The organism is Citrobacter sp. wls827, from assembly GCF_005280875.1.
In the GTDB taxonomy this organism is placed as follows: Bacteria; Pseudomonadota; Gammaproteobacteria; order Enterobacterales; family Enterobacteriaceae; genus Citrobacter; species Citrobacter youngae.
Genome location: NZ_SZWR01000037.1, coordinates 67,679 through 84,867, shown reverse-complemented (window position 1 = coordinate 84,867; position 17,189 = coordinate 67,679). Strand labels below are relative to the sequence as shown.

The following is a 17,189-nucleotide window of genomic DNA, read 5'->3' as shown; positions in this document are numbered from 1 at the left end:
GCCGGGGGGCTGGCGGGGCATGTAGGTCATACACTGGCGGACCCGTATGGTCCGCAATGTGGTTGTGGACGAGTGGGGTGCGTGGAGGCTATCGCTTCCGGCCGTGGGATTGCAGCGGCAGCCGAAGGCTCACTTGCTGGATGTGATGCAAAAATTATTTTTAGCCGGGCCAGACAAGGGGATGAACAGGCGTGTCAATTGATCCAGCGATCAGCATGCACGTTGGCACGTCTGGTTGCCGATGTGAAGGCGACAACCGACTGCCAGTGCGTTGTTATTGGCGGAAGCGTCGGGTTGGCTGAAGGTTATCTGGCGCAGGTGAAAGCCTGGCTGGCACAGGAACCCGCGACTTATCACGTGAAATTACTGGCGGCACATTACCGTCATGACGCTGGACTACTGGGGGCCGCGTTGTTGGCCCAGGGAGAATGATGATGATGTCAGGGGATTTACAGTCTCAGCTTTCTGCTGGATTGCATCCGGTATTGCAGCAGGCATTAACGCAGGCTGTTGCGGCAAAACCGCAGGATAAAGCACCGGGGCGCTATGAGCTGCAAGGTGAGAATGTCTTTATGAACGTCATGCAGTTTGTTACGCAACAACCGGAGCAAAAGAAAGCGGAGTTGCACGAGCAATATATTGATATTCAGGTACTGCTGGCGGGTGAAGAACGTATTCTGTTTGGTATGACGGGGTCTGCCCGGCAGTGTGAAGAGATGCATATTGCAGAGGATTATCAGCTGTGCAGCGAGATTGCCGATGAGCAGGCGATCGTACTGAAGCCGGGGAGATTTGCGATTTTTATGCCGGGCGAGCCGCATAAACCGGGCTGTGTGGTGCAAGCCCCGATGGACATTAAAAAGGTGGTGATTAAGGTGCGCGCCAGCTTATTACACGTCTGACAGACCGTGTCGGATGGCAAGGCTTGTGCCATCCGACACTGGATAGAACAATCTAGCGCTTAAACGTTACTGCTTCCGGCTGCGTCAGATGCAGCGTGGTCTGGCTTGGCACTGTCTCGGCAATAACCCGCCCATGGCGAATTGAATAACGTGCAGGTGTCTGGCGGCGAACCGCATCAAATCCATTTTCTGCAGGTAAAATCACCAGGTTAGCGGAATTCCCAATACTTAAACCGTAGTCCTGTAAGTGTAGGGTTTTCGCGCTGTGGGTGGTGATGAGATTTAGCCCATCATTGATTTGTCCGTACCCCATCAACTGACACACATGTAATCCCATATGCAGAACTTGCAGCATATTCGCGGTTCCCAATGGGTACCACGGGTCAAAAACGTCATCATGGCCGAAGCAGACGTTGATGTCCGCTTCCAGCATCTCCTTGACGCGGGTGATGCCACGGCGCTTAGGATAGGTGTCAAAACGTCCTTGCAGGTGAATATTCACTAGCGGATTCGCGACGAAGTTAATACCTGACATTTTTAACAGACGGAAAAGGCGGGAAGCATATGCGCCGTTGTAGGAATGCATCGCTGTGGTGTGGCTGGCTGTCACGCGCGATCCCATGCCATCGCGATGTGCCAGCGCCGCGACGGTTTCAACAAAGCGCGATTGCTCATCATCAATCTCGTCACAGTGCACATCGATAAGCCGATCGTATTTCTGCGCCAGAGCGAAAATTTTGTGCAGCGACTCAACGCCATATTCACGCGTGAATTCAAAGTGAGGAATTGCGCCAATGACGTCGGCACCCAAACGCACAGCTTCTTCTAGCAGCGCTTCGCCGTTGGGATAAGAAAGAATACCTTCCTGTGGGAACGCCACAATCTGCAGCTCCACCCACGGTGCCACTTCTTGCTTCACTTCCAGCATGGCTTTCAGCGCCGTCAGCGTAGGATCGGAAACGTCTACGTGAGTTCGGACATACTGGATGCCGTTGGCCATCTGCCACTTGAGAGTCTGCATGGCGCGGGTCTTCACGTCTTCGTGGGTGAGCATCGCCTTGCGTTCGGCCCAGCGCTCAATACCTTCAAACAACGTACCCGATTGGTTCCAACTGGGCTCCCCAGCAGTTTGCGTGGTGTCCAGATGGATATGTGGCTCAACGAACGGTGGAATGGCCAGCCCGCCTTCAGCATCAAGCACCTTGCCCTGTGGCGCAGATGCTGTTTCCTGGGGATCAATACGGCTAAAACGCCCGTTTTCAATCGTGATTTGCCACAATCCTTCACGCCCCTGCAGACGGATTTGAGTTAGAGTGATGGTGTTATTCTGCATGGCTGACCTCCGGGGATTTAGCAAGGCTGCGATTGAAAAGTGGGTTCAGCAGGATATAGCTGAATACGCCGCCAAGTACGGCGTTGACCGGCACAATACCGGGAATATAGTGACCTGCGGCGATGCCCAATGCAACGGACAAGATAGCTATCCAGTTTACGGAAATAAATTGCGCTTTGCTGAAGTCGGCATAGCGGCGATGGTTCAGCAGATAGTCGGCGATGATCACCCCGCCAATCGGGGGAATTGCTGCCGACAGAAAAGTCAGCCAGCCAACAAAGTTATTGTAAAGCCACAGCGCGCACAATGTGCCGATAATACCGTTAGCCACCGACAGCGTACGGCTGGAAAGGCCGGTAATATTGGCAAATCCCAGACCTGAGGCATACAGCGCATTGTCGTTAGTCGTCCAGATGTTCAGACCGAGCACTACAATCGCGGGCAGCAGCAGCCCCTGGGCAATCATCACGTCGGAGATATCCGCCTGTCCAACCGCAGCCGCGCCCGCAGCACCGAAGATGAACATCAAGGAGTTGCCAAGGAAAAACGCCACCATGGCGATCAGCACTGCGCCTTTGGCGTTGCGACCAAAGCGAACGAAGTCGGCGGTTAATGTTCCTGCGCTGACAAACGATCCGACGACCAGCGCCAGGGCGGTGGAGAAATTCAGCGGTGTCTGCGGCACAATTGCTTTTAAATGATCCAATCCCCCCACATCGCTCACTGCCAGCCAGACAGAGTAACTGCCAAGAATGACGATAGCGGGAACGGCGATGATGGACAAAATGGTGAGTGCCGAGATACCAAAGAAGATGGTCATGGTCATCAGCAGACCGGAAACTGCAATCAGGATGTTGACGTCAATACCCGTCGCTTTACCCACCGGGATGGCGAACATTGCCACGCCGACGCCAAACCAGCCCACCTGTGTGCCGCCTAGCAGCAGTGAGGGAAGCCATGAACCTTTCAAACCAAATGAGTAACGCGCCAGAAGGTGGGTTGAGAGCCCTGTTTTTGCGCCGATAAAACCGAGAAATGCAGTGTAAATACCGAGGAGAAGATTACCGAAGAGAACTGCCAGGAAGAAATCATTATAGGAAAGACCGGTACCGAGTGTGCCACCGGTCCACATACTGGCTGAAAAGAATGTTAACCCCAACATCACAAACGTCAGTGGTATCACGCCTTTCCGCGCTGCCAGAGGGACGGGGCCCTGGCTATAATTGTTGTCCTGCGACACAACGCCTCCTTGAATTTTGCCCAAAAAATCCGCCGCATCATATACACTTCTCAGAATAAAGCAAACGATTACGTATAATCTTTACATGGTTATTATTTATGGTGTTGATGATTGCGTTGATTTTTGGGCTCGACATTTTTAACCGATAAGAAGCGGACAAACGCCGACCAGGGTAGTGGAAAAGATTAAGTCAGTTACGCCAAATGGTAAGATTCTGCAGACACTGTCTGCGGAATTTCAATGTACTGAATATACAGCTGTATTTGTGAGCGGCTTTCGAAAAATGATTCCGCATGTATTTAGTGGAGGAATATTGGCTCCCCATCCATCAGCATCAGGGGAGCCAGAAGTATTACACTTCCAGGTAATTCAGGATACCGTCTGCCGCTTTACGACCTTCGGCAATTGCGGTGACCACCAGATCCGAACCACGTACGATGTCGCCGCCGGCGAAGATTTTCGGGTTGCTGGTCTGGAAAGCGTTGTCACTACGTTCCGGGGCAATAATGCGCCCCTGTGAATCCAGCTCGACGCTGTGCTCTTTCAACCATTCCATGCTGTGCGGGCGGAAACCAAACGCCAGGACCACCGCATCAGCCGGAACAACGTGCTCGGAACCAGCGACGATCTCCGCACGGCGACGCCCCTTCGCATCCGGTTCGCCCATTTCAGTGCGCGCCATTTTCACGCCGCACACTTTCCCGTTGGCATTCACTTCCACACCTAACGGCTGGACGTTGAACTGGAACTCGACGCCTTCTTCGCGCGCGTTTTTCACTTCGCGTTTCGAACCCGGCATATTCTCTTCATCGCGACGATAGGCGCAAATGACGTGTGCAGCATTCTGGCGAACCGAAGTGCGCACGCAGTCCATCGCGGTATCGCCACCGCCGAGTACGACGACGCGTTTGCCTTCCATGCTGATGTATGGCTCGTTGCTGCTTTCGCCAAAACCCATCAATTGCTTGGTATTAGCAATCAGGAACGGCAGGGCATCAAACACGCCCTCAGCGTCTTCGTTTTCCAGCCCGCCGCGCATTGACTGATAGGTTCCGACGCCCAGGAACACGGCGTCGTAATCCTTCAGCAAATCGTTGAGCTGTACGTCACGGCCCACTTCCACGTTCAGTTTGAACTCAATGCCCATGCCGGTGAAGATTTCACGGCGACGGGTCATGACCTCTTTTTCCAGCTTGAAGGCTGGGATACCGAAGGTCAGCAAGCCGCCGATTTCCGGGTGACGGTCAAATACCACCGCCTTTACGCCGTTGCGGGTCAGCACATCAGCACAGGCCAGGCCCGCCGGACCCGCACCGATAATCGCCACGCGCTTGTCCGTCTGGCGAACGCCGGTCATATCCGGACGCCAGCCCATCTCGAATGCTTTATCGTTGATATAGCGCTCGATGTTGCCGATAGTTACCGCGCCAAATTCATCGTTCAACGTACAGGATCCTTCACACAGCCTGTCCTGCGGGCATACACGGCCACAGACTTCCGGCAGGGTGTTGGTCTGGTGCGAAAGCTCTGCCGCTTCAAAAATACGTCCCTCATTCGCCAACTTCAGCCAGTTCGGGATGTAGTTATGCACCGGGCACTTCCACTCGCAGTACGGGTTACCGCAGGACAGGCAGCGATCTGCCTGTGCTTTGGCCTGACCTTCGGAAAACGGCTCGTAAATTTCGATAAACTCGATCTTACGGATCTTCAGCGGCTTCTTCGGCGGATCAACACGCTGCAGGTCGATAAATTGGTATACGTTCTGACTCATTGCTGCTACCCCTTACTGCGCCTGCACACGCAGCTCTGCTGCGCTACGACTACGGTGACCCAACAGTGCTTTCACATCACTGGACTTTGGTTTTACCAGCGCGAATTTCGCCGAGAATGCTGGCCAGTTCGCCAGGATCTCTTCGCCGTGTGAAGATCCGGTATGCTGTACGTGCTCGGTAATCAGACCGCGCAGGTGCTCTTCGTGGATAGCCAAAGAGTCCACGCTCAGCACTTCGACCAGTTCCGGGTTCACGCGTTTGCGGAATTCACCGTCTTCGTCGAGCACGTAGGCGAATCCGCCGGTCATGCCCGCACCGAAGTTAACGCCGGTTTTGCCGAGAATACAGACGATGCCGCCGGTCATGTATTCACAGCCGTTGTCGCCAATTCCTTCAACCACGGTGATTGCGCCGGAGTTACGCACCGCAAAGCGCTCACCCGCACGACCCGCAGCAAACAGGCGACCACCGGTGGCGCCATACAGGCAGGTGTTACCGATGATGCTCGCTTCATGGCTACGGAAAGCAGAGCCAACCGGAGGACGTACCGCAAGCAGGCCGCCCGCCATGCCTTTACCGACATAGTCGTTGGCATCGCCGGTCAGATACAGCTCCACGCCGCCAGCGTTCCACACGCCAAAGCTCTGGCCTGCGGTACCGCTGAAATGCGCTTTAATCGGGTCAGAAGCCAGCCCCTGATCGCCATGCGTCTGAGCGATATAGCCCGACAGCGATGCGCCGACGGAACGGTCAGTGTTGCGGATATCGAACCAGAAGGTTTTGCTCTGGCGCTCGTCGACGAACGGCTTCGCCTGCTGTAACAGCTGGGCGTTCAGCACGCCATTATCAAACGGCGGGTTGTTCTCGGTGCAATGCAGCGCTTTACCCGGATGCGGTTCGGCGGTTTCCAGCAGACGAGACAGCTCCAGCTTTTGCTGCTTGGCGGTAAACCCTTCCAGCTCTTTGAGCAGGTCGGTGCGACCAATCAGATCCACCAGGCGGGTAACGCCCAGCTGTGCCATCAGCTCGCGAACTTCACGAGCGATAAATTCAAAGTAGTTGGTCACTTTGAACGGCAGGCCGTGATAGTGGTTCTTACGTAGTTTGTCGTCCTGAGTCGCCACGCCGGTTGCACAGTTATTCAGGTGGCAAATACGCAGGTATTTGCAGCCCAGCGCGACCATTGGGCCGGTACCGAAACCGAAGCTCTCTGCACCCAGAATCGCCGCTTTAATGATATCGACGCCGGTTTTCAAACCGCCATCGACCTGCAGACGAATCTTGTGACGCAGGCCATTAGCCACCAGCGCCTGTTGAGTTTCCACCAGCCCCAGCTCCCACGGACAGCCCGCGTATTTCACCGATGACAGCGGGCTTGCGCCAGTGCCGCCATCGTAACCCGCGATGGTGATCAGATCCGCATAGGCTTTCGCCACGCCGGTAGCGATAGTGCCGACGCCCGGTTCGGAAACCAGTTTCACCGAGATCATCGCTTTCGGGTTGACCTGTTTGAGGTCGAAAATCAGCTGCGCTAAGTCCTCGATAGAGTAGATATCGTGGTGCGGCGGCGGGGAGATCAGCGTCACGCCCGGTACCGAATAGCGCAGTTTGGCGATGTACGGGGTGACTTTGTCGCCCGGTAACTGACCACCTTCACCCGGCTTCGCACCCTGAGCGACTTTAATCTGAATCACGTCGGCGTTCACCAGATACGCCGGGGTTACGCCAAAGCGACCAGAAGCCACCTGCTTAATCCGCGACACTTTGTTGGTGCCGTAGCGCGCCGGGTCTTCGCCGCCTTCACCGGAGTTCGAGTTACCGCCGATGCTGTTCATCGCTTCTGCCAGCGCTTCGTGTGCTTCCGGGCTTAATGCGCCGATAGACATGGCGGCGGTATCAAAACGTTTAAACAGTTCGGTTGCGGGTTCTACCTCGTCAATGCTGACGGCTTCATCACCAGGCGTAATCGCCAGCAGATCGCGCAGCGTGGCTGCCGGGCGCTCGTTGACCAGCTTTGCATATTCCTGATAGTCGCTGTACTCGCCGCTTTGCACCGCCTGTTGTAGCGTGCGCACCACGTCCGGGTTGTAGGCGTGGTATTCGCCGCCATGGACGTACTTCAGCAGACCGCCCTGGCTGATGGGTTTACGCGCCAGCCATGCATGTTTGGAGAGGTTCAGCAGATCCTGCTGGAAGTCGGTAAATCCTGCGCCGCTGATGCGGCTAACCACGCCCTGGAAGCACAACGCAACCACATCATCGTGCAGACCAACGGCTTCGAACAGCTTCGAGCAGCGGTAAGAGGCAATGGTCGAGATGCCCATTTTGGACATGATTTTGTACAGACCTTTGTTGATGCCGTTACGGTAGTTCAGCATCACGGTCCGGTAATCTTTGGCAATCGCCTGAGTGTCGATCAGCCGTCCCAGCGTTTCATACGCAAGGTATGGATAAATGGCCGTCGCGCCAAAGCCGAGCAGGACGGCAAAATGGTGCGGATCGCGGGCACTGGCGGTTTCAACGATGATGTTGGCGTCGCAGCGCAGGCTTTGTTCTACCAGACGCGTTTGCACTGCGCCCACGGCCATCGGCGCCGGAACCGGCAGACGATTTTTGGCGATGTTGCGGTCAGAGAGTACCAGCAGTACCGTGCCGTTGCGCACCATCTGTTCCGCCTTATCGCACAATGCTTTGACGGTCTCTTCGAGCGTAGTTTCGGTCGCGTCGAAGGTGATATCCAGGCGGTCAGCGCGATAATGCTCCTCTTTCATGGTGGTGAGCTGGGTGAAATCGGAGTACAGCAGGATCGGCGATTTAAAGCTCAGACGGTGTGCCTGACCTTCAGCTTCGCAGAAGACGTTCATCTCACGACCGATGCTGGTGGCCAGCGACATAACGTGCGCTTCACGCAGCGGATCGATCGGTGGGTTGGTGACCTGCGCGAACTGCTGGCGGAAGTAGTCATAGATGATGCGCGGCTGGCTGGAGAGCACGGCAAACGGGGTATCGTCACCCATTGAACCGACCGCTTCCTGGCCATTTTCGCCGAGCACGCGGATCACGGAATCCAGCTCTTCAGCGCTGTAGTTAAATTGTTTTTGGTAGCTGGCGAGGGTGTCATCGTCGAGTTCACGGCTGCCGACCTGATCGTCAGCCAGGTCTTCGAACGGTACCAGGCGGCGGACGTTTTTCTCCATCCACTCTTTGTATGGGTGACGGCTTTTCAGGTCATCATCGGTTTCGGCTGAGTGCAGAATGCGCCCGCTGCGGGTATCGATAACCATCAGCTCGCCAGGGCCGACGCGGCCTTTCTCGACCACTTCATCCGGCTGATAATCCCAGATCCCGACTTCAGAGGCGCAGGTAATTAGCTTGTCTTTGGTGATGACGTAGCGTGCCGGACGCAGGCCGTTACGGTCGAGGTTACAGGCGGCGAAGCGACCGTCGGACATGACGATGCCCGCCGGGCCGTCCCACGGTTCCATGTGCATGGAGTTAAAGTCAAAGAACGCGCGCAGCTCCGGATCCATATCCGGATTGTTCTGCCATGCCGGTGGAACCAGTAAGCGCATGGCGCGGATGATGTCCATCCCGCCTGCCAGCAGCAGTTCCAGCATGTTATCCATCGAACTGGAGTCTGAGCCGGTTTCGTTAACAAATGGCGCGGCGTCGTGCAGATCCGGGATCAGCGGGGTCTGGAACTTATAGGTACGGGCGCGCGCCCACTGGCGGTTGCCCGTGATGGTGTTGATTTCACCGTTGTGCGCCAGATAGCGGAACGGCTGCGCCAGCGGCCAGCGCGGCACGGTGTTGGTGGAGAAGCGCTGGTGGAACAGGCAGATGGCCGATTCCAGACGCAGGTCTGCCAGGTCCAGGTAGAAGCGCGGCAGATCTGCCGGCATACACAGACCTTTATAGATATTGACCAGATTCGACAAGCTACAGACGTAGAAGTCTTTGTCTTGCAGGAGGCGTTTTTCGATACGACGACGCGCGATGAACAGGCGACGCTCCATATCACGCGGACGCCAGCCCGCAGGGGCGTTAACAAAAATTTGCTCGATACGAGGCAGGGAGGAAAGGGCTATTTCACCGAGAACACCTTCGTTGGTTGGCACGTCGCGCCAGCCTACGATCGACAGGGTCTCCTGCTGTAATTCTTCTTCAACAATGCGACGAGATGCCGCCGCCAGTTCAGGGTCTTTATTTAAAAAGATCATGCCGACGGCGTAGTTTTTGGCTAAACGCCAGCCGCGCTCTTGCGCCACGATGCGGAAAAAGCGGTCAGGTTTTTGTAACAGCAGGCCGCAACCATCGCCGGTTTTTCCATCGGCAAGAATTGCGCCACGGTGCTGCATACGGGCCAGTGCGTGTATGGCGGTACGCACTACCTTGTGGCTAGGTTCGCCTTCTATGTGGGCGATCAGGCCGAAACCACAGTTATCCTTCTCAAGGGATTTATCGTACAACATATCAGTGAACCTCCCCAGGCTCTGCGGGACACCTCTCCGATACCGTTTGCGCACGGGCACACCAAGAGCATGGCGACGGGGTTTGCGTTTCATACGCTCACCTCGCATTCGCCCTCTTTATCCTTTTCGCATAGGTCAAACAAGTTTGAGGACTTGCTTCAGAGGGAATCTCAATTACTGCATAAATATGATGAGCAGACTGCTCATCCAGAAAGCTTCCAGCGGATTTCCAAGTTATCGGGAATCCACACACAGGTCAAATGGCAATCTTATTTATGCAAAAATGTGCTATAGGGCGATTAACTTTATGAAAATGTTGAAATAAAAGGATTTTTTACATTGATTTAACCTGGGGAGTATACCCCTGGAAGTGTGATCTGTCTCACTGTCAGAAAGGCCTGATATCCCTCGTCCTCCCTTTATTTATCGAGATAACTGGCATTTTATGCTGGTTTTTAGAGTTCCGGCGTCTTAAAGATACTGTTTTTGCGCTGAGAGTATAAGAAGATAAAAAAAACCGCTGAATATAAGGAAAAGTAATTAGATTTAGAGTGAATGAAATTTCAATTATTTTGATTTGTTATGCAATAAATAAAGGCTCGCCAGGGCGATTGATCCAGGTCATCGCCGACTGGGGCAAAAAATGGCAGGCTTTGGCCTCTTTTCAAGGCGCGGTCTACCAGATTATGCAGTTACAGAAATTAGTCAATATGTTTGGTGGGGATCTTTCTCGCCGTTATGGGCAAAAGGTTCATAAGCTCACGCTGCACGGCGGCTTTAGCTGCCCAAATCGCGATGGCACCATTGGACGTGGCGGATGTACCTTCTGTAATGTCGCCTCCTTTGCTGACGAAGCGCAGCAGCATCATTCTATCGCTGAACAGCTTGAGCATCAGGCGCAATTAGTGAATCGCGCGAAGCGCTATCTGGCCTATTTTCAGGCTTATACCAGTACCTTTGCGGAAGTACAGGTGCTGCGTTCGATGTACCAACAGGCGGTTAGTCAGGCCAGCATCGTCGGGTTATGCGTTGGCACGCGCCCTGACTGTGTGCCGGGTGCCGTGCTCGATCTGCTATGCGAGTACAAGGATCAGGGCTACGAAGTGTGGCTGGAACTGGGCTTGCAAACGGCCCATGACAAGACGCTGCATCGCATTAATCGTGGGCATGATTTTGCCTGTTATCAGCGAACGACCCAACTGGCGCGTGAACGCGGGCTGAAAGTGTGTTCACACCTGATTGTCGGTTTGCCGGGAGAAGGGCAGGCAGAATGTCTGCAAACCATGGAACGTGTGGTGGAGACGGGTGTCGACGGTATTAAGCTGCATCCGCTGCATATCGTCAAAGGCAGTACGATGGCGAAAGCCTGGGAGGCCGGACGGCTGAACGGTATTGAACTGGACGATTATACGGTTACCGCCGGAGAGATGATCCGCCATACGCCGCCAGAGGTGATTTATCATCGCATTTCTGCCAGCGCGCGTCGCCCAACGCTGCTGGCACCGCTATGGTGTGAAAACCGCTGGACCGGGATGGTTGAACTGGATAAGTACCTTAATGAGCACGGCGTGCAAGGCTCGGCGCTGGGTACGCCGTGGGTGCAGCCGGGGATCTAACCCTCTGTAGTCATGTAGGCCTGAAAGCTGCGCGCCATCAGGTGGCCCGGCGCACATTGCCGGATGGCGGCTATGCCTTATCCGGCCTACCGCCTACCCAGTCATTTCACCGATAACCCCCGCATTTCTTGCACAATCTTCAACGTCACGCTGAGAATTGAGTATTATTGTGCCAAGTTGTCGTGAAGGAACCCTCTATGAAGCAAATTCGTATGCTGGCGCAATACTATGTCGACCTGATGATGAAGTTAGGTCTGGTGCGCTTTTCGCTGCTGTTGGCGCTGGCTTTGGTTGTGTTGGCAATTGTGGTGCAGATGGCTGTCACCATGGTGCTGCATGGCCAGGTAGAAAGCATTGATGTCATCCGTTCTATCTTTTTTGGCCTGTTAATTACCCCCTGGGCCGTCTACTTCCTTTCTGTGGTGGTGGAGCAACTGGAAGAGTCCCGGCAACGCTTGTCACGACTGGTACAAAAGCTGGAAGAGATGCGCGAGCGCGATCTCAAGCTCAATGTGCAGTTGAAAGATAATATTGCCCAGCTCAACCAGGAAATTGTCGAGCGCGAAAAAGCCGAAGCGGAGCGCCAGGAAACGTTCGAACAACTGAAGGTTGAAATCAAAGAGCGCGAAGAAGCGCAGATCCAGCTCGAGCAACAATCTTCATTTTTACGCTCTTTCCTTGATGCTTCACCGGACCTGGTTTTTTATCGCAATGAAGATAAAGAATTTTCCGGCTGTAACCGTGCTATGGAGCTGCTGACCGGTAAGAGCGAAAAGCAACTGGTGAATCTAAAGCCGGCTGATGTGTATTCGCCAGAGGCGGCTGAAAAGGTGATTGAAACCGACGAGAAGGTATTCCGTCATAACGTCTCGCTCACCTATGAACAGTGGCTGGACTACCCGGATGGGCGCAAAGCCTGCTTTGAAATTCGTAAAGTGCCTTACTATGACCGCGTAGGTAAGCGACATGGCCTGATGGGCTTTGGGCGCGATATTACCGAGCGGAAGCGTTATCAGGACGCGCTTGAGCGCGCCAGCCGTGATAAGACCACTTTCATTTCCACCATCAGCCACGAGCTGCGCACTCCGCTTAACGGCATTGTCGGCTTAAGCCGGATCCTGTTGGATACAGATTTAACCGCTGAGCAGGAAAAATATCTCAAAACTATCCATGTTTCCGCCGTGACGCTGGGGAATATTTTCAACGATATTATTGACATGGATAAGATGGAGCGGCGTAAAGTCCAGCTCGATAACCAGCCTGTTGATTTCACCAGTTTTATGGCGGATCTGGAAAACCTCTCAGGCCTGCAGGCGCAACAAAAAGGATTGCGCTTTGTGCTTGAGCCGACGCTACCGCTGCCACATAAGGTCATCACCGACGGAACGCGTTTGCGCCAGATTCTGTGGAATCTGATCAGCAACGCCGTGAAGTTTACTCAGCAGGGGCAGGTGACCGTACGGGCGCGCTATGACGAGGGAGACATACTGCATTTTGAGGTGGAGGATTCCGGGATCGGTATTCCACAGGATGAGCAGGATAAAATTTTCGCCATGTACTATCAGGTGAAGGACAGCCATGGTGGTAAACCGGCAACGGGAACCGGGATTGGACTGGCCGTCTCGAAGCGTCTGGCGAAAAACATGGGCGGTGATATTACGGTTTCCAGCCAGGCCGGAAAAGGCTCCATCTTTACGCTAACCGTGCATGCTCCTGCCGTGGCAGAAGAAATTGAAGATGCTTTTGAAGACGATGAAATGCCGTTACCAGCCCTGAATGTGCTGCTGGTGGAAGACATTGAACTGAACGTTATTGTTGCGCGTTCGGTGCTGGAAAAGCTGGGCAACAGCGTGGATGTCGCCATGACCGGGAAAGCCGCGCTGGACATGTTCAAACCGGGTGAATATGACCTGGTGCTGCTGGATATTCAGCTACCGGATATGACAGGGCTCGATATCTCACGCGAACTGACGCAAAAATACGCCCGTGAAGATCTGCCGCCGCTGGTGGCTCTCACCGCCAACGTACTGAAAGATAAAAAAGAATATCTGGATGCAGGAATGGACGACGTGCTGAGTAAGCCGCTGTCAGTTCCGGCGTTAACCGCCATGATCAAAAAATACTGGGATACCCGAAACGAAGAGGAGAGCACTGTGACGTCTGAAGAAAGCAGTAAATCGCAAGCGCTGTTAGATATTCCCATGTTGGAACAATACCTCGAACTGGTCGGGCCGAAGCTGATCACCGACGGTCTGGCGGTGTTTGAGAAAATGATGCCAGGATATTTGAGCGTGCTGGAGTCTAATCTGACTGCCCGTGATAAAAAAGGCGTGGTTGAGGAAGGTCATAAAATTAAAGGTGCAGCCGGATCTGTCGGTCTGCGCCACCTGCAACAGTTGGGTCAGCAAATTCAATCACCCGACCTTCCTGCTTGGGAAGATAACGTGGCTGAATGGATTGAAGAGATGAAGCAGGAGTGGCAGCACGACGTGGCGGTGTTAAGAGCCTGGGTTGCGAGCGTGGAAAAAAAATGACCCCGGCTTGACCGGGGTGCGCGAATACTGCGCCAACACCAGGGAAATCGTGGCTGCGCCGTAAATTATTATCATTGTTTACAAGGGCGCAGCCCTAATTTTCAGGCCGCACGCAGTTAAGATAGCAAATCTTAAATAATTTGTTACATGAATCAGTTAAATGTGTGAAGCGTGGCATTCTAATCAGAATTATTAATATGCTTCAGTCAGTTGCGAAAGGAGTATCACGATGAAAAAAGTTGGCGTAGTGCTCAGCGGATGTGGCGTGTATGACGGTGCAGAAATTCACGAAGCCGTACTCACGCTGCTGGCTATTGCCCGCAATGGCGCTCAAGCTATCTGCTTTGCCCCAGATAAACAGCAGGCGGATGTGATTAATCATCTGACGGGCGAGCCGATGCCGGAAACGCGCAATGTCCTGATTGAAGCTGCGCGTATTACGCGTGGTGATATTCGTCCCCTGGCCCAGGCGGTCGCAACGGAGCTGGATGCGCTAATTGTGCCTGGCGGGTTTGGCGCAGCAAAAAATCTGAGCAATTTTGCCAGCCAGGGCAGTGAGTGTCGGATTGATAGCGACTTAGCTGCTCTGGCGAAGGCGCTGCATCAGGCCGGTAAACCTCTTGGATTCATGTGTATTGCTCCTGCTATGTTACCTAAGATTTTTGACTTCCCGCTGCGTCTGACCATTGGCACTGACATCGATACAGCGGAAGTACTGGAAGAGATGGGCGCTGAACATGTGCCTTGCCCGGTCGATGACATTGTGGTTGATGAAGATAATAAAGTTGTCACCACGCCTGCTTACATGCTGGCGCAGGATATCGCCCAGGCGGCGAGTGGGATCGACAAACTGGTCTCGCGTGTTCTGGTACTGGCTGAATGAGAAAAGGGGCTACCGCCTTTCTGCGACGTCTGCTTCTGCGGGCGGTTATTGTCCTCGCCGTGTTTTGGGGCGGGGGTATAGCGCTCTTCAGCGTGATGCCCGTTCCTTTCTCAGCGGTCATGATTGAGCGGCAGCTTGGTGCCTGGATACAGGGTAATTTCGGCTATGTGGCGCATTCTGACTGGGTCAGTATGGATGAGATATCACCGTGGATGGGGCTGGCGGTCATTGCCGCTGAGGACCAGAAATTTCCCGATCACTGGGGATTTGATGTCTCAGCGATAGAGAAAGCGCTGGCGCATAACGAACGTAATGAAAACCGTATTCGGGGCGCTTCGACGTTATCGCAACAAACGGCAAAAAACCTCTTTTTGTGGGATGGGCGTAGCTGGGTGCGCAAAGGGCTCGAGGCCGGGTTAACGCTGGGGATAGAAACCGTCTGGAGCAAGAAACGAATCCTGACGGTTTATTTGAATATTGCGGAGTTTGGCGATGGAGTATTCGGTGTAGAGGCTGCATCACAGCGCTATTTCCATAAACCCGCCAGCCGTCTTAGCCCGTCTGAAGCGGCATTGCTGGCGGCGGTGCTGCCCAATCCGTTACGTTTTAAGGCGAGTGCGCCTTCCGGCTATGTACGCAGTCGTCAGGCGTGGATCATGCGCCAAATGCGCCAGCTGGGCGGTGAGTCGTTTATGCGTGAAAATAAGCTGTATTAGTCGATGCTGCCCTAATCTTCATCAAACCCCGAATTAAACAGCGCAATCACGGCTGCCAGAGCCTCAACCTCCTGCGGACCCGTGGCTTCAACTTCTATCTGGCGTCCTTTGGCGGAATCCAGCATCAGCAGAGCGATAACACTGTTTGCCTCGGCTTCCGTCCCTTCATCATTACGCAGCAGAACTTCTGCTTCAAAACCCTGCATTAGCTCAAACAGTTTCATTGCCGGCCGGGCATGCATGCCCAGCTTATTCGTGATTTCAACAGTTTGCTTCACGGTCATGATTTGCGTTTTTCCAACGTACGATGGCGTGACTGCACGTTTTTACCGCGTGAGCGGAAGTAGTCTGCCAGTTGCTCTGCAATATACACCGAACGGTGTTTCCCGCCGGTACAGCCGATGGCTACAGTGAGGTAGCTGCGGTTGTTGGTCTCCAGCATGGGTAACCATAGCTCAAGATAGCTGCGAGTCTGGTAGATAAAATTGTGTACTTCTGTGTGTCTGTCGAGGAAGGCCGCGACGGGGCGGTCAAGACCGGTCATCGGGCGCAGCTTCGGATCCCAGTGTGGGTTAGGCAGGAAGCGCACGTCAAATACGTAATCCGCGTCGATCGGAATACCGTGTTTGAAACCAAAGGATTCGAATACCATCGTCAATTCACGTTCACGTTTGCCCAGCAGCCGGGTACGCAACATTTCCGCCAGTTCGTGCACGGACATTTCAGAGGTGTCTACGATCAGGTCAGCGCGTGAACGCAACGGCTCCAGTAAATCGCTTTCTTTATCGATAGCGCTTTCCAGAGACAAGTTCTTGCTGGACAGCGGGTGTAAACGGCGCGTATCGCTGTAGCGGCGAATCAGCGTGTTACGGTCGGCATCAAGGAACAGCAGTTGCGGTGAGAAGCCTTCAGGCAGGTTACTCATGGCCTGCTCAAAAATCTCCGGGGATTCGGGCATATTGCGCACATCAATGCTGACAGCCGCAGATATCTGGCGATCGGCGAGGGTTCGAGCCAGTTCGGGCAACAACACGACGGGAAGGTTATCCACGCAGTAAAAACCCATATCTTCCAGCGCACGCAGGGCGACAGACTTACCTGACCCAGAACGACCGCTGACGATCATCAGTACCATGTACTGTTTCTCCTCACAACGACAGAAAAGGATGCCATTGGGTTGTTATGCTTCATCCTGTCCACCTTCGGTGTCAGTGATGATTTGATACAACTCCTGGTCACTCTGTGCGGCGCGCAGGCGACGACAGATGGTTTTATCTGCCAGGCGTTTGGCAACCAGTGACAATGTATGCAAATGCGTCTTGGTTTGGTCCGCCGGGACCAGCAGGGCGAAAAGCAGATCGACGGGTTGATTATCAATGGCATCGAACGCGATTGGCGTTTCAAGTTGAACAAATACACCAACCGCACGCAGGGTGTCTTCTTCCAGCTTTCCATGCGGAATGGCAATACCATTGCCAATACCGGTACTGCCCATTTTTTCGCGCGTCAGAATGGCTTCAAATACCACCTGAGGAGGCAAGCTGAGTTGTTTGGCCGCCAGTTCACTGATGATTTCCAGTGCGCGTTTCTTGCTTTGGCAGTGAACGGCCGCGCGCGTACATTCCTGGTTAAGAACATTGCTCAGTTGTAGAGTCGTATCGTTATTTGTCATAATTTCACCTAAGCGCTAACTGTACAAATGGCCCGTTGTGCTGCACAAC

13 protein-coding genes are annotated in these 17,189 nt (G+C 53.9%); 6 read left to right on the top strand and 7 right to left on the bottom strand.

Going from position 1 to position 17,189, the window contains the following annotated elements:
• Positions 1 to 432 (top strand): ROK family protein (locus tag FDX03_RS23815; protein WP_249357151.1); only part of this gene is annotated, 432 nt, incomplete at its 5' end.
• A 2-nt stretch (positions 433 to 434) separates the two neighbouring features.
• Entirely contained in the window at positions 435 to 902 is a 468-nt protein-coding gene (nanQ, locus tag FDX03_RS22435) for an N-acetylneuraminate anomerase (RefSeq protein WP_137346611.1), read from the top strand.
• A gap of 52 nt (positions 903 to 954) precedes the next feature.
• On the opposite strand, the gene FDX03_RS22430 is transcribed toward nanQ, so the two are convergent.
• The 4 genes from FDX03_RS22430 to gltB form a co-directional block, all read right to left on the bottom strand.
• A complete protein-coding gene (locus tag FDX03_RS22430; protein WP_137346600.1) occupies positions 955 to 2,235 on the bottom strand; it encodes a cytosine deaminase in 1,281 nt (426 codons plus the stop codon).
• Positions 2,225 to 3,475, bottom strand: coding sequence for a cytosine permease (gene codB / locus FDX03_RS22425; protein WP_137346599.1), 1,251 nt, complete (start codon positions 3,473 to 3,475; stop codon positions 2,225 to 2,227). Before codB ends, FDX03_RS22430 begins: the two co-directional genes overlap by 11 nt.
• Positions 3,476 to 3,827: 352 nt before the next feature.
• Entirely contained in the window at positions 3,828 to 5,246 is a 1,419-nt protein-coding gene (locus FDX03_RS22415) for a glutamate synthase small subunit (protein WP_115601393.1), read from the bottom strand.
• A gap of 12 nt (positions 5,247 to 5,258) precedes the next feature.
• Positions 5,259 to 9,719 carry a glutamate synthase large subunit gene (gltB, locus tag FDX03_RS22410; protein ID WP_137346610.1) on the bottom strand — a complete coding sequence of 1,487 codons (4,461 nt, stop codon included), beginning with the start codon at positions 9,717 to 9,719 and terminating at the stop codon, positions 5,259 to 5,261.
• 686 nt (positions 9,720 to 10,405) lie between these two features.
• Here gltB and FDX03_RS22405 point away from each other — a divergent pair.
• The 4 genes from FDX03_RS22405 (at position 10,406) to mtgA (ending at position 15,468) form a co-directional block, all read left to right on the top strand.
• Positions 10,406 to 11,335, top strand: a complete 930-nt coding sequence (locus FDX03_RS22405; RefSeq protein WP_101741917.1) for a TIGR01212 family radical SAM protein — start codon at positions 10,406 to 10,408, stop codon at positions 11,333 to 11,335.
• 197 nt (positions 11,336 to 11,532) lie between these two features.
• Entirely contained in the window at positions 11,533 to 13,869 is a 2,337-nt protein-coding gene (arcB, locus tag FDX03_RS22400; protein WP_048213431.1) for an aerobic respiration two-component sensor histidine kinase ArcB, read from the top strand.
• Positions 13,870 to 14,098: 229 nt separating this feature from the next.
• Positions 14,099 to 14,752: an isoprenoid biosynthesis glyoxalase ElbB gene (gene elbB / locus FDX03_RS22395; RefSeq protein WP_048213430.1), complete on the top strand. Its 654-nt coding sequence runs from the start codon at positions 14,099 to 14,101 to the stop codon at positions 14,750 to 14,752.
• The gene (gene mtgA, locus FDX03_RS22390) at positions 14,749 to 15,468 is read left to right on the top strand and encodes a monofunctional biosynthetic peptidoglycan transglycosylase (protein WP_048213429.1); all 720 of its coding nucleotides are present in this window, start codon (positions 14,749 to 14,751) and stop codon (positions 15,466 to 15,468) included. Before elbB ends, mtgA begins: the two co-directional genes overlap by 4 nt.
• 11 nt (positions 15,469 to 15,479) lie before the next feature.
• On the opposite strand, the gene npr is transcribed toward mtgA, so the two are convergent.
• The 3 genes from npr to ptsN are packed head-to-tail and all read right to left on the bottom strand — an operon-like array spanning position 15,480 to position 17,140.
• Positions 15,480 to 15,752: a PTS phosphocarrier protein NPr gene (gene npr, locus FDX03_RS22385; RefSeq protein WP_003828770.1), complete on the bottom strand. Its 273-nt coding sequence runs from the start codon at positions 15,750 to 15,752 to the stop codon at positions 15,480 to 15,482.
• Entirely contained in the window at positions 15,749 to 16,603 is an 855-nt protein-coding gene (gene rapZ / locus FDX03_RS22380; RefSeq protein ID WP_048213428.1) for an RNase adapter RapZ, read from the bottom strand. Before rapZ ends, npr begins: the two co-directional genes overlap by 4 nt.
• Before the next feature lie 45 nt (positions 16,604 to 16,648).
• Positions 16,649 to 17,140, bottom strand: a complete 492-nt coding sequence (gene ptsN / locus FDX03_RS22375; RefSeq protein ID WP_048213427.1) for a PTS IIA-like nitrogen regulatory protein PtsN — start codon at positions 17,138 to 17,140, stop codon at positions 16,649 to 16,651.
• Positions 17,141 to 17,189 lie beyond the last annotated feature (49 nt).